This window comes from Kluyvera genomosp. 3, from assembly GCF_011765685.1.
GTDB classification, from domain to species: Bacteria; Pseudomonadota; Gammaproteobacteria; order Enterobacterales; family Enterobacteriaceae; genus Kluyvera; species Kluyvera georgiana_A.
The window spans coordinates 4,860,603-4,877,417 of sequence record NZ_CP050321.1 but is presented as its reverse complement, the minus strand read 5'-3'; the positions used below and the strand labels follow the sequence as shown (position 1 = coordinate 4,877,417).

15 protein-coding genes are annotated in these 16,815 nt (G+C 55.0%); 6 read left to right on the top strand and 9 right to left on the bottom strand.

All coding sequences use genetic code 11. From position 1 onward, the window contains the following. Positions 1-6 precede the first annotated feature (6 nt). A complete protein-coding gene (locus tag GY169_RS22715) occupies positions 7-273 on the top strand; it encodes an HPr family phosphocarrier protein (protein ID WP_009654924.1) in 267 nt (88 codons plus the stop codon). A gap of 133 nt (positions 274-406) precedes the next feature. On the opposite strand, the gene fabV is transcribed toward GY169_RS22715, so the two are convergent. From fabV to ilvY, 4 genes are all read right to left on the bottom strand, one after another. Continuing rightward, positions 407-1,600: an enoyl-ACP reductase FabV gene (fabV, locus tag GY169_RS22710; protein WP_073546745.1), complete on the bottom strand. Its 1,194-nt coding sequence runs from the start codon at positions 1,598-1,600 to the stop codon at positions 407-409. Between the two features lie 217 nt (positions 1,601-1,817). Beyond that, positions 1,818-2,447, bottom strand: coding sequence for a dihydroxyacetone kinase subunit DhaL (dhaL, locus tag GY169_RS22705; RefSeq protein WP_009654921.1), 630 nt, complete (start codon positions 2,445-2,447; stop codon positions 1,818-1,820). A 1-nt stretch (position 2,448) separates the two neighbouring features. Beyond that, positions 2,449-3,453 (bottom strand): dihydroxyacetone kinase subunit DhaK, encoded by a 1,005-nt coding sequence (locus tag GY169_RS22700; protein ID WP_009654925.1) that lies wholly within the window; start codon positions 3,451-3,453, stop codon positions 2,449-2,451. A 120-nt stretch (positions 3,454-3,573) separates the two neighbouring features. Beyond that, the gene (ilvY, locus tag GY169_RS22695) at positions 3,574-4,476 is read right to left on the bottom strand and encodes an HTH-type transcriptional activator IlvY (RefSeq protein ID WP_009654922.1); all 903 of its coding nucleotides are present in this window, start codon (positions 4,474-4,476) and stop codon (positions 3,574-3,576) included. Positions 4,477-4,627: 151 nt separating this feature from the next. On the opposite strand from ilvY, the gene ilvC reads away from it, so the two are divergent. Then, positions 4,628-6,103, top strand: coding sequence for a ketol-acid reductoisomerase (ilvC, locus tag GY169_RS22690; RefSeq protein WP_167577176.1), 1,476 nt, complete (start codon positions 4,628-4,630; stop codon positions 6,101-6,103). Positions 6,104-6,179: 76 nt separating this feature from the next. Here the strand turns inward: ilvC and ppiC are convergent, their stop codons facing one another. Genes ppiC through GY169_RS22675 form a run of 3 tightly spaced genes read right to left on the bottom strand, consistent with a single transcriptional unit; the run spans position 6,180 to position 9,418 of the window. Further along, on the bottom strand, positions 6,180-6,461 hold the full coding sequence (ppiC, locus tag GY169_RS22685) for a peptidylprolyl isomerase PpiC (protein ID WP_004886861.1): 282 nt from the start codon (positions 6,459-6,461) through the stop codon (positions 6,180-6,182). A 57-nt stretch (positions 6,462-6,518) separates the two neighbouring features. Next, positions 6,519-8,012 carry an alpha-N-arabinofuranosidase gene (locus GY169_RS22680; RefSeq protein ID WP_167577175.1) on the bottom strand — a complete coding sequence of 498 codons (1,494 nt, stop codon included), beginning with the start codon at positions 8,010-8,012 and terminating at the stop codon, positions 6,519-6,521. Between the two features lie 11 nt (positions 8,013-8,023). Continuing rightward, on the bottom strand, positions 8,024-9,418 hold the full coding sequence (locus GY169_RS22675; RefSeq protein WP_167577174.1) for a glycoside-pentoside-hexuronide (GPH):cation symporter: 1,395 nt from the start codon (positions 9,416-9,418) through the stop codon (positions 8,024-8,026). Between the two features lie 429 nt (positions 9,419-9,847). Between GY169_RS22675 and rep the strand changes: the two genes are divergently transcribed. Beyond that, entirely contained in the window at positions 9,848-11,869 is a 2,022-nt protein-coding gene (rep, locus tag GY169_RS22670) for a DNA helicase Rep (protein WP_163448148.1), read from the top strand. Positions 11,870-11,922: 53 nt separating this feature from the next. Here rep and gppA read toward each other — a convergent pair whose 3' ends face one another. Then, positions 11,923-13,407: a guanosine-5'-triphosphate,3'-diphosphate diphosphatase gene (gene gppA / locus GY169_RS22665; protein WP_167577173.1), complete on the bottom strand. Its 1,485-nt coding sequence runs from the start codon at positions 13,405-13,407 to the stop codon at positions 11,923-11,925. 7 nt (positions 13,408-13,414) lie between these two features. Beyond that, the gene (rhlB, locus tag GY169_RS22660) at positions 13,415-14,680 is read right to left on the bottom strand and encodes an ATP-dependent RNA helicase RhlB (RefSeq protein WP_167577172.1); all 1,266 of its coding nucleotides are present in this window, start codon (positions 14,678-14,680) and stop codon (positions 13,415-13,417) included. A gap of 143 nt (positions 14,681-14,823) precedes the next feature. Between rhlB and trxA the strand changes: the two genes are divergently transcribed. The 3 genes from trxA (at position 14,824) to rho (ending at position 16,744) form a co-directional block, all read left to right on the top strand. Continuing rightward, the gene (trxA, locus tag GY169_RS22655; protein ID WP_004386384.1) at positions 14,824-15,153 is read left to right on the top strand and encodes a thioredoxin TrxA; all 330 of its coding nucleotides are present in this window, start codon (positions 14,824-14,826) and stop codon (positions 15,151-15,153) included. Between the two features lie 161 nt (positions 15,154-15,314). Then, positions 15,315-15,398, top strand: coding sequence for a rho operon leader peptide (locus GY169_RS23575; protein ID WP_106929928.1), 84 nt, complete (start codon positions 15,315-15,317; stop codon positions 15,396-15,398). Positions 15,399-15,484: 86 nt separating this feature from the next. Further along, positions 15,485-16,744 (top strand): transcription termination factor Rho, encoded by a 1,260-nt coding sequence (rho, locus tag GY169_RS22650; protein WP_035895778.1) that lies wholly within the window; start codon positions 15,485-15,487, stop codon positions 16,742-16,744. The last annotated feature ends 71 nt before the right edge of the window (positions 16,745-16,815 follow it).

Here is a 16,815-nt window from a genome sequence, read left to right as displayed (position 1 = left end):
GCAATTATGTTGAAAGAAGTGGTGAAAATCAGCAATCAGCACGGCATTCATGCCCGTCCGGCGGGGGTTTTGGCCAAAGCCTGCGCGCAGTATCAATCGCGGATCGAGATGATCTATGACGGCAAGGTTATCAAAGGGAAAAGCATCATGAGCATTCTGGGGGCAGGGATCAAAGGCCGAGGATCGCTTGAGATCATCTGTAGCGGTAGCGATGAGCAGGAGGCAATGGAAAAGTTGAAGGTGCTGTTCGCGGAAGGCTTTGGCTTCGATTAGCCCACGCATTATCAGGCGGAATAAAAAAGGGTTCATGCTTTCGCACGAACCCTTTGCCCGATGACGCTACGCTTATCGGGACGACAAATCTCGTTGGCCGGGTAAGGCGTAACCGACACCCGGCTTCAACGCATTACAGCGTGATGACGTCGAATTCAACTTCAGGGTTCACGTCCGCATCGTAATCCACACCGTCGAGAGCAAAACCGAACAGGTTCAGGAATTCCTGCTTGTATCCTGCATAGTCGGTTTCTTGCGTCAGGTTTTCGGTGGTGATCAGCGGCCACAGGTCACGGCACGCCTGCTGAATATCGTCACGCAGTTCCCAGTCATCCATACGGATACGCTGATTGTCATCAAGCGCCACTTTATCGCCGTACAGGCTGGTGGTCATCAGACGGTTGATCTGCTCGATACAACCTTCGTGAATCACCTGTTCTTTCATCAGCTTGAAGACCATGGAGATGTACAGCGGCATCACCGGAATAGCAGAAGAGGCCTGGGTGATAACGGATTTCAGTACGGCAACGTTCGCGGAGCCGTGCAGCGGAGCCAGCTGGTTACGCAGTTCACCTGCCGCGCGGTCGAGGTCTTCTTTCGCTTTGCCCAGCGCGCCGTGCCAGTAGATTGGCCAGGTCAGGTCGGTACCGATGTAGGAGTAGGCCACGGTTTTCACGCCTTCGGCCAGCACGCCTGCTTCGCTCAGCGCGCCCATCCACAGTTCCCAGTCTTCGCCGCCCATGACGGTAACGGTGTTCTTAACTTCTTCTTCGGTGGCCGGCTCAATGCTGGCGGTGATGATCTGATCTTTGTTGGTATCAATCGCTTTAGAGGTATAAACCTCGCCGATTGGCTTCAGCGCAGAACGAACGATTTCACCGGTTTTCGGCATTTTACGCACTGGAGAGGCCAGTGAGTAAACCACTAAATCAATCTGACCCAGGTCTTCTTTGATCAGTTTGATGACTGCGTCGCGGCATTCATCGGAGAACGCGTCGCCGTTGATGCTTTTGGAATACAGACCTTCGCGTTTTGCGGCCTCATCGAAGGCGGCAGAGTTATACCAGCCCGCGGAACCCGGTTTGGTTTCCGTGCCCGGTTTTTCGAAAAATACGCCGATAGTGGCGGCACCGCTACCAAACGCGGCGGAAATTCTGGAAGCCAGGCCGTAACCGGTGGAAGCACCGATCACCAGCACGCGGGAAGGGCCGTTAGCGATTTTCCCGTTTTTCTTCACATATTCGATCTGTTTTTCCACGTTGACTTTACAGCCAGTCGGATGGGTCGTTGTACAGATGAATCCACGAATTTTTGGTTTGATTATCATAATGATGGCTAATTAAGTTTGTATTTTCGCTGTCAAGTGCGCAATGACACCGTCTGTTCTGGCTTGTTTAACATCAGGGTTAACAAGCCCCCCACATCTATTATGGCACGGGGCATTATACAGAAAAGCGGCTGCAATGATGAATTACGTCTGATTTTCGCTATAACGCAAAAGGGCCCATGTACGGACATGAACCCTTTTTAAACGGGCAGGTGGGTTAGCGGGTATGGGGGAATTCGGCCATAAATTGCAGAATCAGCGCCATCGATACCGCGCCGGGGTCGCAGTGGCCGATGGCCCGCTCGCCGAGGTTTTTCGCGCGCCCGAAGCGGGCCACCATCGTGGATGTCCCTTCCGCACCGGCCATCGCCGCCTGCGCGCAGTTTGCCAGCGCTTCGGATAATGGCAGGGTCGCGTCTGAGCGTGCGCGCGCTGCCGCTGCGGCGAGTGCATCCATCATTGTTTTATCGCCCGGCTCTGCGCCGCCGCGCTGGTGGATAGCCTGCATACCTGTCTCCAGCCATTCAGCCAGCGTCGCGGCATCCAGCTCGCGGCGTCCAGCCAGCCCTTTGCCGCCCGCGCGGAACAGGGTGCCGAAGATCGCGCCGGAAGCGCCGCCCATGCTGGTCATCAGCCGCGTGCCGCTTTGCAGCAGGCAGTCACCGATATCGGCGGGAGAAAATTCAGGCGCGGAAAGTAGCGTCTGCAAAGCGGTAAAGCCGCGCTTAATGCCAATGCCGTGATCGCCATCGCCAATGACCTGGTCGAGTGCGGTCAGGCGCGGTTCGCTGGCGATCATGCCCTGGGCAACGTGCTGTAGACAGGCGGTGAATTGCGTGGTGTTCATCTTATTTTCTCCAGCCGAGGGTATTGATGGGGTGGTCATACAGACGTTGCATTTCATCGTCCAGCCGCAGCAGGCTTAACGAAAATCCGGACATCTCCAGCGAGGTGCAAAAGTGGCCGACCTGCACGTCGTGAGTGTGAATGCCGCGTTCTGCCAGCGCCATGCCGACCTTACGGGTGATGACCATGAGCTCAGTGTTGCTCAGCGCACCCAGGTTATTGACGCTGACGCAGACGTTATCGCCGTGGCCAAACGGCAGGTCATCGCACAGGCGGGCGATCATCATCTCGACCAGCTCGTCGCTATGCGGCATGGGCATGCGGCATAGCCCCGGCTCACCATGAATACCAATTCCCAGCTCAATTTCGTTGTCTGCCAGCGTGAAGTTAAAGGCGTCGGACTGCGGTAGTGCGCAGCCGCTGAGCGCCACGCCGATGGTACGCGTATTGTGATTGGCCTTTTGCGCCAGTGCCTCCAGCGCGGGCAGAGTGTAGCGCTCAAACTGTGCCGCCGCACCGGCGAGTTTATACAAGAACGCCAGCCCACCGACGCCGCGGCGATCGGACATTTTCTCCGGCGGCGCAGAGGCAATATCATCCGTGGCGCGCACGGTGCGGCACTCAATGCCTTCTTCCGCCAGTATTTCGGCGGCGATATCAAAGTTCATGCCGTCGCCGGAGTAATTCCCATAGAGGAACAGAATGCCGTTGCCCTGATGAACGGCCCGGCTGGCTTCGATAATCTGATCGGGAGAAGGCGAGGTGAAAACCTCACCCAGCGCGCAGGCATCGATGCCACCTTCACCGACGAACCCGGCAAACGTCGGCTCATGGCCGCTGCCGCCGCCGCTGACGATAACGGTCTGGCCGGTTTGCGTCATCGTGCGATAAACCGCGCAGTACTCCGGGAGGGCGTGGATCCTTCCGCGCCCGGCGTACACCAGTCCTTCCATGATTTCGCTGCGGATATTATCGGTGTTGTTGAACAGCTTTTTGGGTTTCTGCATCGTCACTCCCTCTCGTAAGGTCCTGTTTCTTTAGTGACGATTTTACCTGCGCAGCCCGTTTAGACCTGGCACCTTTGATACCAATTAATCTCCCAAACCTGGGGCATGACTGGGGCCATGCTATTCGGTCATTTTACGCTCGAGCACAATCTTCCAGAACGCATCCACCAACGGCTCATGCAGCCGTTTTTTCTGCACGCAGACCCCCAGTTCGAACGGGGTCTTCTCATCGCTGCGTTCTAAAATCATCACGCGGTTGCGCACCGGTTCCGGGCTGTTTTCCAGCACGATTTCGGGAATGAGCGCCACGCCGCAGCCCAGCGCCACCATTGAGACCATCGCCTCATGGCCGCCTACCGTCGCGTAAATAGATGGATTACTGATTTTGTGACGACGGAACCACAGCTCAATGCGGCGGCGCACCGGCCCCTGATCGGCCATGATAAACGGCACCGTCGACCAGTCGGGCTTATCAACCGAAACCTGATTGCGCACCGGGCAGGGCAGCGCCGGGGCGATCAGCACCACCGCCAGATTTTCCAGCATCGAAAAGGCGACCGCGCCGGGCAGCGTTTCCGGCTTACCGGCAATCGCCAGATCGGCCTCGCCGGTGACCACTTTGTCCATGGCGTCGGCGGCGTCGCCGGTGGTGAGCTTAATTTCCACCGAGGGATGTTCGGCGCGGAAGCGGTCGAGGATCGGCGGCAGATGACTGTACGCCGCGGTCACTGAACAGAATATATGGAGTTCGCCGGAAAGGGACGGCCCCTGCTGATCGAGGGTATGGCGCAACTGCTGATATTGCAAAAGCGTCTGTTGGGCAAACACTCGCAGCTCTTCACCGGCTTCGGTCAGCGTGACCGTGCGGTTATCGCGTACAAACAGCGGCTGGCCGAGATCTTCTTCCAGCCGCTGAATCTGCCGGGAGAGCGTGGAGGGGCTGACGTGCATCGCCCGCGCGCTGCGGCCAAAGTGGCGGCTTTCCGCCAGATGCAGGAAGGTTTTCAGATCGCGTAAATCCACCGATTTCACCTCACGGCTTTACATTGCAGAAATTGCAACATGACGTTGTGAATATATCAATTTCCGCAATAAATTTCCTGTTGTAATGTGGGTTCATTCTCGCAAAAGCGAATCGAACAATAAGACACACAACATCACGGAGTACACCATCATGGCTAACTACTTTAATACACTGAATCTGCGCCAGCAGCTGGCGCAGCTGGGTAAATGCCGTTTTATGGGCCGCGACGAATTCGCCGACGGCGCGAGCTACCTGCAGGGTAAAAAAGTGGTCATCGTCGGCTGTGGCGCTCAGGGTCTGAACCAGGGCCTGAACATGCGTGACTCCGGTCTGGATATCTCCTATGCCCTGCGTAAAGAAGCAATCGCTGAAAAGCGTGCTTCCTGGCGTAAAGCGACCGAAAACGGCTTCAAAGTAGGCACCTACGAAGAGCTGATCCCGCAGGCGGACCTGGTGGTTAACCTGACGCCAGACAAACAGCACTCTGACGTTGTACGTTCCGTACAGCCGCTGATGAAAGATGGCGCGGCGCTGGGCTACTCCCACGGTTTCAACATCGTCGAAGTCGGCGAGCAGATCCGTAAAGACATCACCGTGGTGATGGTAGCGCCGAAATGCCCGGGTACCGAAGTGCGTGAAGAGTACAAACGTGGTTTCGGTGTTCCGACGCTGATCGCCGTTCACCCGGAAAACGATCCGAAAGGCGAAGGTATGGCGATTGCTAAAGCCTGGGCTGCGGCCACCGGCGGTCACCGTGCGGGCGTACTGGAATCTTCTTTCGTTGCGGAAGTGAAATCTGACCTGATGGGTGAGCAGACTATCCTGTGCGGTATGCTGCAGGCCGGTTCTCTGCTGTGCTTCGACAAGCTGGTGGCAGAAGGCACCGACCCGGCTTATGCGGAAAAACTGATTCAGTTCGGCTGGGAAACCATCACCGAAGCGCTGAAGCAGGGCGGCATCACCCTGATGATGGACCGTCTGTCTAACCCGGCGAAACTGCGTGCTTACGCGCTGTCTGAACAGCTGAAAGAGATCATGGCGCCGCTGTTCCAGAAACACATGGATGACATCATCTCCGGCGAATTCTCCTCCGGCATGATGGCTGACTGGGCTAACGACGATAAGAAACTGCTGACCTGGCGTGAAGAGACCGGCAAAACCGCGTTCGAAACCGCTCCGCAGTATGAAGGCAAAATCGGCGAGCAGGAGTACTTTGATAAAGGCGTGCTGATGATTGCGATGGTGAAAGCGGGCGTTGAGCTGGCGTTCGAAACCATGGTCGATTCCGGCATCATCGAAGAATCCGCTTACTACGAATCACTGCACGAACTGCCGCTGATCGCGAACACCATCGCCCGTAAGCGTCTGTACGAAATGAACGTGGTTATCTCCGATACCGCAGAATACGGTAACTACCTGTTCTCTTACGCTTGTGTACCGCTGCTGAAAGAGTTCATGACCACCCTGCAGACCGGCGACCTGGGCAAAGTGATTGCCGAAGGCGCGGTAGACAACGCGCAGCTGCGTGATGTAAACGACGCCATTCGCGGCCATGCTATCGAGAAAGTGGGCCAGAAACTGCGTGGCTATATGACGGATATGAAACGTATTGCAGTCGCGGGCTGATGCCCTCACCCCAACCCTCTCCCGCAGGGAGAGGGAGCAAACATTAAAGGCCTTCTCTTTGAGAAGGCCTTGCTGTTTATTTCCGGTACAGCACTTTGATGATGTGGTAACCGAACTGAGTGTGCAGCGGGCCGGTTGGCTCCAGCACCGGGCAGGAGAAGACCACTTTGTCGAACGCCGGCACCATCTGGCCCTGGCGGAATTCACCTAAGTCGCCGCCGCGTTTGCCCGACGGGCAGATGGAGTGCTTCTTCGCCAGCTTGCCGAAGTCGGCGCCGTTTTTAATCTGCTCCAGAAGATCCAATGCCAGTTTCTCTTCTTTTACAAGGATATGCAGTGCTGCTGCTGTTTTTGCCATGGTTTGCGCCCTGGGTTAAGTGATAAATCAGGGCGCAATATTAGCATGTAAAAGCCGTTACAGGATGTCGAAGGTGATGCGGTTCCACGACAGCGGCGGCAGGGTGAGGTCGGAGGCCGTTAGCGTCTCCGGCGCAACGCGATCCGGACGATCAAAGGTATTTTTCGCGTAGAGATCGTCACAGCGGAGGAGCTGATGTTCTGCAAGACGCGTCTGGCCAAACGCCGACAGATCCGGATCCAGCGTGAAGCTGTCATGAAAATCGCTGTTCAGCGCGAATAAATAGAGTTTACCCGCTGCGGCATTGTGCACCACGGCAGACTGGATGCGCCGTGCGTCACCGTATTTGCTGCTGAAGGTGCCCGCAGGAATGAAGTGACGCAACGCGCTGCCTTTCGCCACGTTAGCCACCATCGCAAAGGGCCAGAAGATGGTCTGACGAATCACCCCGCCGTCCGCTTCGGTAAAGATGGGGGCAATGACGTTCACTAACTGCGCCAGGCTGGCCATTTTAACCCGATCACAGTGGTTAATGAGGGAGCAGAGAAGACCGCCAACGACCAGCGCGTCGAGAAAAGAGTAACGGTCTTCCAGCAAAGGCGGCGCAACCTTAAAGCGATTCTCTTTATGCTTCATCGGCGCATCCCAGGGGTCGCCGCGCAGATACCAGACGTTCCATTCATCGAAGGAGATCATAATGTCCTTCTTACCGCGCTTGTACGCTTTCACGTAGTTGGCGGTGCTGACGATGGTCTCGATAAAGTTGTCCATATTGACGAATGAGGCCAGGAAGTCGCTCTCAGTGCCTTCGTTTTCATAATACTGGTGGCAGGAGATGTAATCGACATAGTCGTACAGTTCCTCGAGAACGACCCGATCCCAGGTGGGGAAGGTATCCATCATCGAGCTTGAACTCCCGCACGCAATGAGCTCAACTTCCGGGTCGACGCAGCGCAGAATTTTAGCCGTCTCGCGCGCCTTTTTGGCGTAGTCGTCCGCGCTCATTTGCCCGGTTTGCCACGGGCCGTCCATCTCGTTACCGAGGCACCAGAGTTTAAAATTATAGGGCTCGGCGTCGCCGTGCTGTACGCGCAGATCGCTGAGCGTGGTGCCGCCAGGGTGGTTACAGTATTCAATAAAGTATCCCGCTTCCTGCGGCGTGCCGGTCCCCAGATTGATGGCGATCATCGGCTCGACGTGGGTTTGTTGGCACCAGTGGTTAAACTCGCTGATGCCAAACTGGTTGCTCTCTTTGCTGATCCACGCGTAGTCCAGGCGCACCGGACGCTCTTCTTTGGGGCCAATGCCATCGCGCCAGTTGAAGCCGGAGACATAGTTGCCGCCGGGATAGCGCACGGTGGTGACGTTCATCTCTTTCACCAGGTTAATCACGTCCTGGCGGAACCCTTGCGCATCGGCTTTCGGGTGGCCGGGTTCGTAAATACCGGTATAAACCGCACGGCCCAGATGCTCAACGAAAGAGCCAAACAGCCGGGGGTTAATCTCGGCGATGCGATTATCCGGGGTAATGGCGAAGTGGAGCTTCGACATAACGTTCCTCCTTAAGCGGGGTAGTGGTTAGCTTTTAAATCGGTCTGAATTTCGTTCATCATCCGGGTGTCCAGCTTGTAAAAGAACAGGAACAGCAGTGATGTGATGATGCTGCCCGCTGCGGGAATGACGGTGATCAGCAGCATAATGGCGTTCAGTGTCTCTGGCGTTTGCTGAGGCGCATCCGGAACATAGTGTGTTAAGGACAGGATGGTGGCGGTAATCGTGCCGGCAATCGCCAGACTCACCTTCAGGGCAAACAGGTTGCCGGATGCATAGACGCCGGACATGCGACGCTTGAACTTCCATGCGCCAAAGTCGTCGGCATCACCAATAAAGGACCAGAATATCGGCACCGTAATCGCGCCAATATAGCCGCGCAGGGTGTTGAGGGCGAAAATAGTCTCTATGTTTCGTGGGTCGATAAAGTAAATCAGGATGGAGATGGCTGCGGTAATAAAACCAACGTAAATATATAGTTTCACCTTGCAAATATGTTTTGTTAGCGTATTGGTGGTCAGGTTACCTAATATCGCAGCCACGATCCCGATACTGATAAACACCGTCGTCCAGAGGTCGTTAAGGTGCATAAGATATTTGGTGAAATAGATGGTCGCGCCGCCGCAGACAAAAGCGGGAATACAACCGATAAACATCCCGGAGACCACCAGAACCCACTGCTTGTTTTTAAAGGCAAAAAGCAGGCTTTTGAAGATATTTTCCTGCGGCCCCTCTTCCGGCGCGATGCGCTCGCGGGTATTGAAGACACACAGCAGGAACATGCAGAGACCAATAATTGAAAAGAGGGTGTTGGTAATAAAGAACCCTTTTTGCTGATCGCCCGCGCCGAAATAGTGTACGAGCGGCAACAGCGTTAAGGAACACAGCAGCACCGCACAGTTGGCCATGGTAAAACGGTAGGACTGACACGAGATGCGATCGACCGGGTTGGCGGTAATGACGCTACCCAGCGAACAGTAAGGAATATTGACCGTACTGTACAATACTGACAGCAACAGGTAGGTGACAAAAGCATACACGCCTTTCCAGCCCGCGGTGATATCCGGCGTATAGAACGCGAGGATACAGATCAGGCAGAAGGGAACGCAGCCGTAAAGAATATAAGGGCGAAAACGTCCATAGCGTGAACGCGTGCGATCGGCAATACCGCCAAGCATAGGGTCGACAAACGCATCGACCAGTCTGACGACTAAAAACATGGTGGCGAGGAGCGCTGCATCCAGACCAAATATATCGGTATAAAAATAGGTGAGGAACATGGTGACCGGGCCCCAACTCATATTACAGGCCGCATCGCCAAAACCAAATCCTAGCTTCTCCCTAACGCTCAATCTCTCCGTGCTATTGGTCACGGTGACGTCTGGTAATAAAATTTCCTGTGCCATTCTTTATTTCACCATAAAGTAAGTGGTTAATTATTGCTAACAGTGAGAACAACAGGTAAACCCAAACAGATAACGAGAGTCATGACGGGGACAATACTATTGATGGCATTGTTTTCATTTTGTGATGTTTCATTGATATCGCTGGTTACCCTCTTTTTTGTGCAGGGATACAGCTATATTCTCCATATTAATAAAACAGTTGTTTTCATTTGAAATTAATTGTTCAGAAGATGAATTACTCTCGAAATATATTATCCAGAATACGGCTCGCCGATTTTCATCGGGAAAAAGCATGAGCTAGTGGCATAAACATCAGCCTCCGTTCGCTTCAGCGCTGATTTTCTTCGGCGCCTTTCAGTGGGCGATCCCTCCCGCCAGACTTTCTGCTACAATCCACACCCCCGTGTTTACAGATTGAGCAATCCCCCTATGCGTTTGAACCCCGGACAACAACAAGCCGTCGAATTCGTCACCGGACCCTGCCTGGTGCTGGCGGGTGCTGGCTCCGGCAAGACCCGCGTTATCACCAATAAGATTGCCCACCTGATCCACGCCTGTGGCTATCAGGCGCGTCATATTGCCGCCGTGACCTTTACCAACAAGGCCGCGCGTGAGATGAAAGAGCGTGTGGCGCAAACGTTAGGGCGCAAAGAAGCACGTGGGCTGATGATCTCCACCTTCCACACGCTGGGGCTGGATATCATTAAGCGCGAGTACGCCGCGCTGGGAATGAAGTCGAACTTCTCGTTGTTTGACGATACCGACCAGACTGCGCTGCTCAAGGAGCTGACTGAAGGGCTGATTGAAGACGATAAGGTGGTGTTTCAGCAGCTGATCTCGACGATCTCCAACTGGAAAAACGATCTGATGACACCAGCGCAGGCAGCGGCCAATGCGAAGGGCGAGCGGGATCGTATCTTCGCTCACTGCTATGGTCTGTACGATGCGCATATGAAAGCCTGTAACGTGCTGGACTTCGACGATCTGATCCTGTTGCCGACGCTGCTCCTTCAGCGAAACGAAGAGGTGCGCGAGCGCTGGCAGAATAAAATCCGCTACCTGCTGGTGGATGAATATCAGGATACCAACACCAGTCAGTACGAGCTGGTGAAGCTGCTGGTGGGGCAACGCGCGCGCTTTACCGTGGTGGGTGACGATGACCAGTCCATCTACTCGTGGCGCGGCGCGCGTCCGCAGAACCTGGTGCTGTTGAGCAAAGACTTTCCGGCGCTGCAGGTTATCAAGCTCGAGCAGAACTACCGTTCTTCTGGCCGTATTCTGAAAGCAGCGAATATCCTGATCGCCAATAACCCGCACGTGTTTGAAAAACGCCTGTTTTCCGAGTTGGGTTATGGCCCGGAGCTGAAGGTATTGAGCGCCAACCACGAAGAACACGAGGCTGAGCGTGTTACCGGCGAGCTGATTGCCCACCACTTTGTCAACAAGACGCAGTATAAGGATTACGCGATTCTCTACCGCGGCAACCACCAGTCGCGGGTGTTTGAAAAATTCCTGATGCAGAACCGCATCCCGTACAAAATTTCCGGCGGTACCTCGTTCTTCTCGCGCCCGGAGATTAAAGACCTGCTGGCCTACCTGCGCGTGCTGAGCAACCCGGATGACGACAGCGCGTTCCTGCGTATCGTCAACACGCCGAAACGCGAGATTGGCCCCGCGACGCTGCAAAAACTCGGCGAGTGGGCGATGACTCGCAACAAGAGCCTGTTCACCGCCAGCTTCGATATGGGGCTGAGCCAGACGCTCACCGGCCGTGGCTATGAATCGCTGACGCGCTTTACCCAATGGCTGGGCGAAATTCAGCGCCTGGCGGAACGCGAACCGATCGCCGCTGTGCGCGATCTGATTCACGGTATTGATTACGAATCCTGGCTGTTTGAAACCTCGCCGAGCCCGAAAGCCGCCGAAATGCGCATGAAAAACGTCAACACGTTGTTCAGTTGGATGACGGAAATGCTGGAAGGCAGCGAGCTGGAAGAGCCGATGACCCTGACGCAGGTGGTCACTCGCTTTACGCTGCGTGACATGATGGAGCGCGGCGAAAGCGAGGAAGAACTGGATCAGGTTCAGCTGATGACCCTGCACGCATCAAAAGGTCTGGAGTTCCCGTACGTCTTCCTGGTGGGGATGGAGGAGGGGCTGCTGCCGCACCAGAGCAGCATTGACGAAGATAACGTTGATGAAGAGCGCCGCCTGGCCTACGTCGGCATTACCCGCGCGCAGAAAGAGCTGATTTTTACTCTGTGCAAAGAACGCCGTCAGTACGGTGAATTAGTGCGCCCGGAGCCGAGCCGTTTCCTGCTGGAACTGCCGCAGGATGATGTGATCTGGGAGCAGGAGCGGAAGGTGATTACTGCGGAAGAACGCATGCACAAAGGGCAGGCTAACGTCGCCAACATTCGTGAAATGCTGGCGAAAGCGAAAAAATCATAACTGAGTCATGGTAGGCCGGATAAGCGCAGCGTCATCCGGCAACCCGATGAGGTTTAGCGGACTTCCAGCGGCCAGTGAATATAGCTTTGCCACTGGCACTCCTGATCGACCATTTCGCGGCCCAGAGGGTGGTGCGCAAGCCAGCCTTCCGGCAGCGTCAGCGTCAGGTTTTCACCTTCGGCAACCAGCGTAATCGCGGGCAGGAGATCGTCGCGGCGGCGGCTGGCAAACAGAATCGCCAGGCGTAGCAGGCGACAAAGATGCTCGGCTACGCGCGGCGGTACGGCGTTCTGCTGATGCAGCGTAGGCAAATTGACGGTGTTGGTCTGGTTTAACAGCAGGGTGGCGAGCAGCTTTTTCTGTGCGGGGGTAAAACCCGGTAGATCGAGGTTACGCACCAGATAGGCTGCGTGCTGCGGGGCTTGCTTGAAGTCAACGCTGAGCCCGATTTCATGCAGCGCGCAGGCGCTTAGCAGCAGTTCGCGGCTTAATGGCTCCAGTTCCCAGCTGTTAGCAACCTGATCGACAAAGTTATCCGCCAGCTGTGCGACGCGGTTCGCCTGCTCTGTGTCGACCATAAAGCGGCGCTGAATATTGCGCAGCGTGCGGCTGCGAATATCTTCATCGACCGCCAGATGCAGCATACCGTAAACCAACCCTTCGCGCAGTGCGCCGCCGGCCAGCGTCATGCACTGGATGTTCAGTTCGGTAAAAATTGCGATCAGGATAGCCAGCCCGCTCGGGAAAACCAGCGCGCGTTCCAGCGTTAACCCTTCAATCTCCAGCTCTTCCAGACGGCCACACTGGATGGCGCGCTGCTTGAGCTGCTGAAGTTTCGCGAGGGTGATGCGTTCATCCATTCCCTGCGCCATCATGATTTCCTGCAACGCCTGCACCGTGCCGGAGGCACCCACGCAGACTTTCCAGCCGTGGTGACGCAGTTCATCCGCGACCGGCTTTAACACTTCACGGGCGGCACGTTCCGCTTCGTCGAAATGTTCCTGCGCCAGATTACGGTCGGTGAAGTAGCGCTCCAGCCAGGTCACGCAGCCCATCGACAGGCTGAACAACGAGGTAGTTTGCGCACCGGTGCCGGTCACCAGTTCAGTACTGGCGCCGCCGATATCGACCACTAAACGACGATCGTCGCCGCCAGTGGTGTGCGCGACGCCCTGATAAATCAGACGTGCTTCTTCTTCGCCGCGGATAACCTGCACCGGACAGCCGAGGATCTCCTGGGCTTTGGCGATAAAGACGTCGGCATTCACGGCAAGACGCAGCGTTGCGGTTGCCACGATGCGGATTTGCGTGGGGGGAATATCTTGTAATCGCTCGGCGAACAGACGCAGGCACTGCCAGCCTCGTTCCATGGCTTCCGTCGACAGGATGTTGTCCTGGCTCAGCCCGGCGGCCAGACGCACTTTACGCTTGATACGGGTGAGCGTCTGGATGCTACCCGCCACCTCGCGCACAATCAGCATATGAAAACTATTGGAACCGAGATCAATGGCTGCGTACAGCGAGGTGGTAGTGAGCATAACTTATTTAACCTGAACGACGACGATTACGTGGCGCGCCCGAACGACGCGGACCGTTACCCTGGCGAACGCGCGTCAGACGCAGCGGCTTCGGCAGGTCGGTTAACAAGGCATCCGGGTTGTACTTACTGACCGGAATCGAGTGACCTGTGTAGGTCTCAATGGCCGGCAAGTTCAGTGCATACTCTTCACAGGCGAGGCTAATTGAGTGGCCGCTTGCGCCTGCGCGACCGGTACGACCGATGCGGTGTACGTAGTCTTCACAGTCGTCTGGCAGGTCATAGTTAAAGACGTGCGTCACAGCAGGAATGTGCAGGCCGCGCGCCGCAACGTCGGTCGCGACAAGAATGTCGAGATCGCCACGGGTGAAATCTTCCAGAATACGCAGACGTTTTTTCTGCGCCACGTCACCGGTCAGCAGGCCGACGCGATGACCATCGGCAGCCAGGTGGCCCCAGATGTCTTCACAGCGGTGCTTGGTGTTGGCGAAGATAATCGCGCGATCGGGCCATTCTTCTTCCAGCAGCGTTTGCAGTAAACGCATTTTTTCTTCATTGGAAGGATAGAAAAGCTCTTCTTTAATGCGATGGCCCGTTTTCTGCTCTGGCTCCACTTCCACATATTCGGCGTTGTTCATTTGCTCGAACGCCAGTTCGCGTACGCGGTAAGAAAGGGTAGCGGAGAACAGCATGTTCAGACGCTGGTTGGCCGGCGGCATGCGGCGGAACAGCCAACGGATATCTTTAATAAAGCCGAGATCGTACATACGATCGGCTTCGTCCAGCACCACGACCTGGATCGCGCCCAGATTAATATGGTTCTGTTTTGCATAATCAATGAGACGGCCGGTGGTGCCGATCAGAATATCGACGCCGCTCTCCAGCACTTTCAGCTGTTTGTCATAGCCGTCACCGCCGTAGGCCAGGCCCAGCTTCAGACCGGTGGCCTGAGCCAGCGGCTCTGCGTCAGCGTGAATCTGTACCGCCAGCTCACGGGTCGGCGCCATAATTAACGCGCGCGGTTGGTTCACCTGGCGGTCAGCAATTGCCGGGTGAGAAAGAAGATAATGAAACGTTGACGTCAGGAACGCCATCGTTTTTCCGGTACCGGTTTGCGCCTGTCCAGCCACATCACGTCCAGCAAGCGTCAGCGGCAAAGCCAGCGCCTGAATGGGCGTGCAATTATAAAACCCTTTGGTTTCAAGGGCTTCAACCACTTTAGGGTGCAGGGCGAAGTCGGAAAACTTCTGTTCAGTTAAATGTGTTTTGCTCATAGTGTGGTAGAATATCAGCTTACTATTGCATTAAGAAAGCGTATCCGGTGAAATAACGTCAACCTTTGTTGGCGAAGTCAACATCAACACCTCGTTGGTTAATGCTACACCAACACACCAGGCTTATTCCTGTGGAGTTAAATATGAGCGATAAAATTATTCACCTGACTGACGACAGTTTTGACACGGACGTACTCAAAGCTGACGGGCTGACCCTCGTCGATTTCTGGGCAGAGTGGTGTGGTCCGTGCAAAATGATCGCCCCGATTCTGGATGAAATCGCCGATGAGTATCAGGGTAAACTGACCGTTGCCAAACTGAACATCGATCAGAACCCGGGCACTGCACCGAAGTATGGCATCCGCGGTATCCCTACGCTGCTGCTGTTCAAGAACGGCGAAGTGGCTGCAACCAAAGTTGGCGCGCTGTCTAAAGGCCAGCTCAAAGAGTTCCTCGACGCTAACCTGGCGTAAGCAATTCGACTCGGGCGTCCTGTGTTCTTAAATTGAGCGGAACTCTGGACGCCCGGCTTTAGTCGTGCTAAGTTAAGTTTGACTTCGTTTTAAACATACCTTGTTTGAATCTTGTTTGACCCAAACCTCCCGTCGCATTTAGCCACGTCAGAGGTTGAAAAATTCCAGGCTTGTCACTCTTTCCGTCTTGTCGTTTCAGTTCTGCGTACTTTCCTGTGACCAGGCAGCGAACAGACATGAGTTGATGGCCGTAAACAGGCACGGATGACCCTGCCATACCATTCACAAATTAAGTTCGAGATTTACCCCGAGTTTAAGAACCCACACCATTATGAATCTTACCGAATTAAAGAACACGCCGGTTTCTGAGCTGATCACTCTCGGCGAAAATATGGGTCTGGAAAACCAGGCACGTATGCGCAAGCAGGACATCATTTTCGCCATCCTGAAGCAGCACGCGAAGAGTGGCGAAGATATCTTTGGCGACGGTGTGCTGGAGATACTGCAGGATGGATTTGGTTTCCTCCGCTCCGCAGACAGCTCCTACCTCGCCGGCCCTGATGATATCTACGTTTCCCCCAGCCAAATCCGCCGTTTCAACCTCCGCACTGGTGACACCATCTCTGGTAAGATTCGTCCTCCGAAAGAGGGTGAGCGTTACTTTGCGCTGTTGAAAGTTAACGAAGTTAACTACGACAAGCCGGAAAACTCGCGCAACAAGATCCTGTTCGAGAACTTAACACCGCTGCACGCAAACTCCCGTCTGCGTATGGAACGTGGTAACGGTTCTACCGAAGACTTAACGGCTCGCGTACTGGATCTGGCATCGCCGATCGGTCGCGGCCAGCGTGGTCTGATTGTGGCGCCGCCGAAAGCCGGTAAAACCATGCTGCTGCAGAACATCGCGCAGAGCATTGCCTACAATCACCCGGACTGCGTGCTGATGGTGCTGCTGATTGACGAACGTCCGGAAGAAGTGACCGAGATGCAGCGTCTGGTGAAAGGTGAAGTGGTTGCTTCTACCTTTGACGAACCGGCATCTCGTCACGTTCAGGTAGCCGAAATGGTTATCGAGAAGGCGAAACGTCTGGTAGAACACAAGAAAGACGTGATCATCCTGCTCGACTCCATCACCCGTCTGGCGCGTGCCTACAACACCGTGGTTCCGGCTTCCGGTAAAGTCCTGACCGGTGGTGTGGACGCCAACGCCCTGCATCGTCCGAAGCGTTTCTTCGGCGCGGCGCGTAACGTGGAAGAGGGCGGCAGCCTGACCATCATCGCCACTGCGCTTATCGATACCGGCTCTAAAATGGATGAAGTTATCTACGAAGAGTTTAAAGGTACCGGCAACATGGAACTGCATCTCTCTCGTAAGATTGCGGAAAAACGCGTCTTCCCGGCTATCGACTACAACCGTTCCGGTACCCGTAAAGAAGAGCTGCTCACCACGCCTGAAGAGCTGCAGAAAATGTGGATCCTGCGCAAAATCATCCATCCGATGGGTGAAATCGACGCGATGGAATTCCTCATTAACAAACTGGCCATGACCAAGACCAACGACGATTTCTTCGACATGATGAAACGTTCGTAAAACACGGTTTTTCGCTGAAAAACGCCACACAATTGTGTGGCGTTTTTGTTTTTAGGAGTTTCGCCGATGGG

Coding starts and splice junctions, on each gene's coding strand:
- GY169_RS22715 (WP_009654924.1), top strand. CDS start 7: ATGTTGAAAGAAGTGGTGAAAATCAGCAATCAGCACGGCATTCATGCC.
- fabV (WP_073546745.1), bottom strand. CDS start 1,600: ATGATAATCAAACCAAAAATTCGTGGATTCATCTGTACAACGACCCAT.
- dhaL (WP_009654921.1), bottom strand. CDS start 2,447: ATGAACACCACGCAATTCACCGCCTGTCTACAGCACGTTGCCCAGGGC.
- GY169_RS22700 (WP_009654925.1), bottom strand. CDS start 3,453: ATGCAGAAACCCAAAAAGCTGTTCAACAACACCGATAATATCCGCAGC.
- ilvC (WP_167577176.1), top strand. CDS start 4,628: ATGGCTAACTACTTTAATACACTGAATCTGCGCCAGCAGCTGGCGCAG.
- ppiC (WP_004886861.1), bottom strand. CDS start 6,461: ATGGCAAAAACAGCAGCAGCACTGCATATCCTTGTAAAAGAAGAGAAA.
- GY169_RS22680 (WP_167577175.1), bottom strand. CDS start 8,012: ATGTCGAAGCTCCACTTCGCCATTACCCCGGATAATCGCATCGCCGAG.
- GY169_RS22675 (WP_167577174.1), bottom strand. CDS start 9,418: ATGGCACAGGAAATTTTATTACCAGACGTCACCGTGACCAATAGCACG.
- rep (WP_163448148.1), top strand. CDS start 9,848: ATGCGTTTGAACCCCGGACAACAACAAGCCGTCGAATTCGTCACCGGA.
- gppA (WP_167577173.1), bottom strand. CDS start 13,407: ATGCTCACTACCACCTCGCTGTACGCAGCCATTGATCTCGGTTCCAAT.
- rhlB (WP_167577172.1), bottom strand. CDS start 14,680: ATGAGCAAAACACATTTAACTGAACAGAAGTTTTCCGACTTCGCCCTG.
- trxA (WP_004386384.1), top strand. CDS start 14,824: ATGAGCGATAAAATTATTCACCTGACTGACGACAGTTTTGACACGGAC.
- rho (WP_035895778.1), top strand. CDS start 15,485: ATGAATCTTACCGAATTAAAGAACACGCCGGTTTCTGAGCTGATCACT.